Origin of the sequence: Vibrio sp. 10N.286.51.E5 (genome assembly GCF_041469125.1) — a bacterium.
Lineage (GTDB): Bacteria > Pseudomonadota > Gammaproteobacteria > Enterobacterales > Vibrionaceae > Vibrio > Vibrio crassostreae_C.
Map to the genome: position 1 here is coordinate 22695 of NZ_JBFRJZ010000099.1, position 6119 is coordinate 28813.

The window sequence follows — 6119 nt, forward strand, 5'->3', positions numbered from 1 at the left end:
AAATAAATTAGTTGTTAGCTGAGCTTTCAGTTTTTTCTGAGGCTCCTTGCTTGCTTCGGGGTGAACCTTAAGGCTTTTCGTTCAACTAAGAAAACGAATTAAATTTGTCGAGTCGACAACGGAAATTTATCGATTGTGTGAGCTATTGGTACAGCAGGCTTGAGAGGGGAATTGGAATGGAAAAGCGAGTTGAGACCTAACTCATATTGGGGGTAGGAGCATATTAGGTTGTACCCAACTCGCGTTTACTCGGTGCTAAAAAGTGTACTAATAACGCCAGTTACATAGATCTATAAGTGTTCGTAGTGCTTCTCTTTCGAGCTTACTGCAGGTGCTTTTTAGCTTGTTAAGATAGTATTTTCTCATGGTCATTACTCTCTCTGGTTAGGCTTTATTTACAACCTATGGTTTGTTGCTGACCCGTTCATTATGGATAATTAAGAGGAACTAAAAAACAGATGTTATTTTTATTGGTTGTTCCTGTTTTGGTCGCATTACACTACTTTTTGATGAATGTGTTTTATAATGGGCTTAATTAGGAAGAGCTATCTTTAAAAGGTTCATTATTTGTCTGATCTAAACATGATGCGTTACTACACGCGGCTAGAGTCGTTCGAGCCAAACATTTCTCATTCAGTCACCCTAGTCGAAGTAGCGGATATGCTGTTTACAAGCTTGCGTCACGCTCGAACCTTACTTGGTAAGATGCATCAAGCTGAATGGGTGGTGTGGGAGCCAAAAGTTGGCAGGAATCAACGCTCTAACTTAACACTGCGTTTTAGCAATTCAGAGTTGGCGCAGCATGTTGCAAGTAAACTGATAGAGCAGGGCAAGTACGAAAAAGCACTTTCCATATTGGATAATGACCGCGCTGTGTTTGGTTCTTTACTGCAAGAAACTTCCGGCGCGACCATGCGTGAAGGGCTGCTGCACGTTCAATTAACCTATAAGCGTAAGTTTGAGGATTTGTTTCCGCACCATATACACCGCAGTAGCGAACGATTTTTGATAAGACAGGTTTTTAGCTGCCTAGTGACGTGTAATGGTAAAGGTGAGTTAAAGCCTGAATTAGCTCACCATTGGGAATATGACACAGAGCAACTGGTTTGGACTTTCTATCTGCGCCCCGGTCTGACTTTTCATGATGGTCAGCCAGTAGATGCCAAGCAGCTGGTTGCTTTGTTTACTGCTCTACAAGCTCTGCCTTTCTATCAAGCTGAGTTAGATCATGTCGCTTCCATCTACAGTGAGCAGCCATTAAGGATCAGTTTTAAATTAACCCAAGCGGACACAGGTTTTGCGGGGTTGCTTGCTGGTGTTAAGTATTCGATTCAACCCGCCGAGCAAGTGATGCGTGAACCGTCCCCATTAAACTCGGTGTCACATGCTGTTATTGGAACCGGTCCATTTAAAGTGGTTGAGACCAATAATGAACGAATCAAGCTTGCCGCATTTGAGCACTATTATGGTTGTCGCTCGTTAACTGATGAGGTGACCATCTGGCAGTTTGAGGAACAAATGACGGGCAGTGCTCGGTTTGATGACAGCCAAATGCAAGTCTCGTCTTATGAAGATTCTTCTTGTTTCCATCAGTTAGGGAAAAGCGATACGGAACTTGTTTCTGCAGACACAGACGGCCTTCGTAGCCGAGTCGAGGATGGGTGCTTATTTATCCTGTTCAATCAAAACTCTGGGGCAACTCCGCTTAATAATGAGCAGCGTAAATACCTTTCAGAACTGACCAACCCACAAGCGATCTTGTCTCAGTTGGAACATAACAAAGGTCTGTTTAGTGTCTCTTTGGCTCAAAATATACTGCCAAGTTGGCAGAAGCTGTATCGAACGCCTTCGAAAGAGACACAACTGCCGAAAAAGATGAGTATAGCGGTTTACGATTATTATGCGTTGTATCGATGTGCGATTTGCGTATCTGACATACTCAAACGATATGGTGTGGAAGTTGAGGTGAACACCTACAGTTTTCGAGAATTGGCTCAGTTATCTCAGAGTGGCGAGTTAAAGGAGGACTTGGTGCTGTGTAACTTGAACCTCGATGACAATGCTCCGTCTTCGCTGTTCTCGTGGATGATGAACGATCCTGTTTTGCACTCTGCTTTAGGAGAGATGAACAGCGATTGGCTCAAGCAGCGCTTGGATAGTCATAAAGCATCCGTGGAACTGCCTAATTACTTGGCAGAGCTAGAACCTATCGCGTCTACTCTGATCTCAGATTATTGGTTAGTGCCTATGTTCCATCACTTACAGACCGTTCGTTTCCAAGGGATTCTTAAAAACGTAGCCATCACCAACTGGGGATGGCCAGATTTCAAGAATGTATGGTCTGCTGATTAACCTTTCTTACTAGCTAAATAACTAAGTTAACTCGTTGCCAAAATTGGTTTTTCCAAAATCGACTTTGACACGCTTACGTCTAGATAAATTAAAAATTACACTCGGTGGTTTACTTTTTGGTTTTGGCATATAAACTAGTCGGTGTAGTTTATGTGTTGGGTCTATCCCAACGGTTAAAGAGATACCAATGAAAAAATATCTATTACCGATTTTAGGAGTACTTGCCGTGGTCGCTATCGTAAGCACAGGTTCACAATCAAACGACAATCTAGATAAGCTTCCAAAGAAGTTTACTAACAGTGAGTTGGAATACAAATCGGGTATGTCTGATATTTTTTCAATCTTGAAAGCATACGTGACTGTGGAAAGAAACGAGCCAGTGCCGCGCGCTGCATTGCCTTTGATTCCAATGACAGCTGAGCAATTGATCGAAGAACAAGACGACGTTGCTTACCGCTTAGGTCACTCAAGCGTGATGATGAAGCTGGATGGCAAGTTAGTGATGACTGACCCTGTGTTCAGTGATCGTGCATCACCGGTGCAATGGATGGGACCAAAGCGTTTTCATCCGACACCAATCACACTGCAAGACCTACCCGATATTGATGTGGTGGTGATCAGCCACGATCACTACGACCATTTAGACAAAGGTGCCGTGAAGGTATTAGCCGACAAAGTAGGGACGTTCTTAGTGCCATTAAGAGTGGGCGCACTGTTGGAAAAGTGGGGCGTGGATAAAGAGAAGATCATCGAATTGAACTGGTGGGAATCGGCAACGGCCTCAGACATTGAGTTCACGTTGACACCGACACAGCATTTCTCTGGTCGTGGCTTGCTTGATCGTGACCAAACACTGTGGGGCAGTTGGGTTATTAACGCTTCAGACAAGAAAGTCTTCTTTAGCGGTGATTCTGGTTACTTCAATGGCTTTAAAGAGATTGGCGACCGTTTTGGGCCGTTTGATTTAACCATGGTTGAAACGGGTGCGTATAACTCACTTTGGGCGGATATTCATATGTTCCCAGAACAGAGTGTTCAGGCACACATTGATCTGCAAGGTAAGGTGATGATGCCAATCCACAACAGTACCTTCGACCTTTCTATGCATGATTGGCAAGACCCAATGGAACAAGCACTGGCGATTAGCAAAGAGCGAGATGTACAAATGGTAAGCCCGGTGATGGGTGAACGTTTGGTGATCTCAGAGCCTGTACCTGTTCAGGCATGGTGGAAACTAGCATCGAATTAGAGCTGTCATCCAAATAGACATAGCTAAACCACTAAGCTGTACAACCCAACTTATACACGAAACGCCACCGATCTTACGATTCGGTGGCGTTTTTTAGTTTTATTTTTAAGATCAGCTTTCTAAGTTCTGCGCCATTTTCTTCGCAATTTTTCTGAATTGTTCTAACTCGTCTTCGGCCATGCCTTTGGTCATTCTCTTCAGCATGTCTCGATCGATATCCGAGACCTTACTCATGATCTCTTGACCCTTATCAGTCAGAACCAATAACTGGCTGCGCTTGTCTTCCGGGTTCGGAGACTTCTTCACAAGTTCCTGATTGATCAAGGCATTAATGAGCCGAGTGACCTGTGCTTTATCACGATCTAGGAAGTGTGCGATATCGATAGCGGTACATGGAGACTTCTTAGTAATGATCTTCATGACACGAATGTTCATAGGTGCGATCTCTGAGTCTAAGCTCTCAATCTGTTCGCTCATTTGACGTTTCAAAGAGTGCACTAGACGAAAGATTGATTCTAGCGATGTGTTATCAGACATAAACTATCCTTAGAAATGTAGTTGACATTATCAACTACTGTATTTATAGTTGATATTATCAACTTAATTGTTCGTAAATTCAAGACAGGAAATAGATATGACGATTCAAGCAACTCTAACGCCAACTCTTCCTGAGCAAAAAGGCACACCGGTTTTATACAAAGTTTTGGTCATGATGAGCTTAATGCTGACGATTGGCGGCAGTTTAACGGCTGTGATGACTTACATGAATGTCGGATTCGGCGAGGAATTTATTGGCAACTGGCTTTCTTCGCTAGCCCTTGTTGTCGTGATCATGATGCCAATGGGCGCGGTGATGATGGCTTTAGTCACCAAAGCCGTTGCTAGAGTGTTCACAACTTATAGCGAGAAAGTTCGCAACCTGATTGTAGGACTGATCATGGCATTCATAATGGAGTCCATGATGGCATTTGTAACAGCGGCAAATAATATTGGATTTTCGGATACATCGGCGTTTACCAGTGGATGGTTTAATGGATTTATTGCCGCGCTTCCTATTGGCCTTACGATCATGGTCGTAATGTCGATGACGGTTAAACCTAAGCTAGAACGATTCATGAAGAGCTAGCCAAAACATTTCACAGCATTGTAGGAGATCCACATGAAAGCATTTACAGGCAAACACAATAACTACCGCATCACTATTGAAGAAGTGAGCGTTAAAGAAGACCGCGAACTTCAAACCATGCAGTTTGAAATTGAAGACAGAGAAAACATGTTCGCGGTTGTTGAGAAGATCAAACAAGACAGCGGCTTAGATGAGCAATCAGCAGCACGACTGGGTGTGGGTATCCGCTTACTTGGTCCATTGATGATGCAAGATAGAAAACACCCTCTGTTTGTTGATTTCATGCCTCACTTCAGAAACTTCATGCAGAATTTGAAGAAGACGTTGAAAGGGCAGTAAAGCCTGAACATCAGTAATACATCGAAAAGTCAGTAATCAAATTACTGGCTTTTTTACATTTAAATCAAAATAGTTTCAGTTGTTTGCGTCTAGAATATGCGAAAATTGATGGCTGAATTTTCGGTGTAGCACCGTTGTTGAATTGTCTATTCAAGCTTTAAGAAATCCGATATTATACTGGTCATAAAACTAAAGGTGGTATTATATGACAAATGTATTTAAACAAGCAGCTGAAGAACTGTTGAGTCGTCGTGTTGCTGGCACCAAAGCACCAAGATTGGACGAACAGTACCGTCCGAATAACTTGGAAGATGCGCTAAAGATCCAATCTTCAATGATCGATTTGAAAAGCGATAAAGTCGGCGGTTGGAAGTGCTTACTTCCTCTGGCTGAAGACAAGTTTGTTGTTGCGCCAATCTTCTCGGGCAGCGTTCAACAAGGCGAAGTTTGTGAACTGTTTGCTGACAACGGCGTAGTACGCGTTGAGCCTGAAATCGCATTTACGCTTGCTAAGAGCCTGCCTGCAAGCCAAGAAGGCTACAGCGAAGAGCAAATCAACGAAGCGATTGGTTCTTGCCACATGGCACTTGAGTTAATGCAGTCTCGTTTTGCGGATGACAGCGGCGCTGAGTTCTATGAAAAGCTGGCCGATGGCCTAGTAAACCAAGGTCTATTTATTGGCTCTGAGATTGATCGCGAAAAAGCGTTCACTTCTGCAGAGATCAGTATTGAAGTGACTCAAGGCGAGCAAGTTCAAGCATTCGACGGTAAGCACCCGAATACACTGCCACCAAGCCCAATTTACTGGCTGATTAACTACATGACACGTCGTGGTGTTGATTTCCAAGCGGGTGAAGCCATTATCACGGGCTCTTACTGCGGTATCGTGGAAATGGAATTCGATAAACCAACGACCTTCCACTACGAAGGCATTGGTGAATACCAAGTAACGTTCAAGCAGAAACGCTAACTTCTAGCGGCGCACTATCTGTTATCGAAAGGCTGTTTACTGATGAGTAAATAGCCTTTTTTATGGTTCATCGCGGATTAGCG

Annotated in this window: 6 protein-coding genes; 5 read left to right on the plus strand and 1 reads right to left on the minus strand. The window is 43.5% G+C overall.

Annotated elements, in window-relative coordinates:
* The first annotated feature begins 567 nt into the window (after positions 1-567).
* On the plus strand, positions 568-2352 hold the full coding sequence (locus AB4161_RS22295; protein ID WP_372084340.1) for an SgrR family transcriptional regulator: 1785 nt from the start codon (positions 568-570) through the stop codon (positions 2350-2352).
* Between the two features lie 187 nt (positions 2353-2539).
* Positions 2540-3601, plus strand: coding sequence for an MBL fold metallo-hydrolase (locus AB4161_RS22300; protein ID WP_372084341.1), 1062 nt, complete (start codon positions 2540-2542; stop codon positions 3599-3601).
* Positions 3602-3712: 111 nt separating this feature from the next.
* Here AB4161_RS22300 and AB4161_RS22305 read toward each other — a convergent pair whose 3' ends face one another.
* Positions 3713-4138, minus strand: a complete 426-nt coding sequence (locus AB4161_RS22305; RefSeq protein ID WP_017060573.1) for a MarR family winged helix-turn-helix transcriptional regulator — start codon at positions 4136-4138, stop codon at positions 3713-3715.
* 97 nt (positions 4139-4235) lie between these two features.
* Here AB4161_RS22305 and AB4161_RS22310 point away from each other — a divergent pair, with 97 nt between their 5' ends.
* The 3 genes from AB4161_RS22310 to AB4161_RS22320 all read left to right on the plus strand — a co-directional run bounded on the left by AB4161_RS22310 (position 4236) and on the right by AB4161_RS22320 (position 6036).
* Complete coding sequence (locus AB4161_RS22310) at positions 4236-4727, plus strand: DUF2798 domain-containing protein (RefSeq protein WP_371725549.1); 492 nt, start codon at positions 4236-4238, stop codon at positions 4725-4727.
* A gap of 33 nt (positions 4728-4760) precedes the next feature.
* On the plus strand, positions 4761-5066 hold the full coding sequence (locus tag AB4161_RS22315; protein WP_372084343.1) for a DUF3861 domain-containing protein: 306 nt from the start codon (positions 4761-4763) through the stop codon (positions 5064-5066).
* 205 nt (positions 5067-5271) lie between these two features.
* Positions 5272-6036, plus strand: coding sequence for a hydratase (locus AB4161_RS22320; protein ID WP_017060576.1), 765 nt, complete (start codon positions 5272-5274; stop codon positions 6034-6036).
* Positions 6037-6119: the final 83 nt, after the last annotated feature.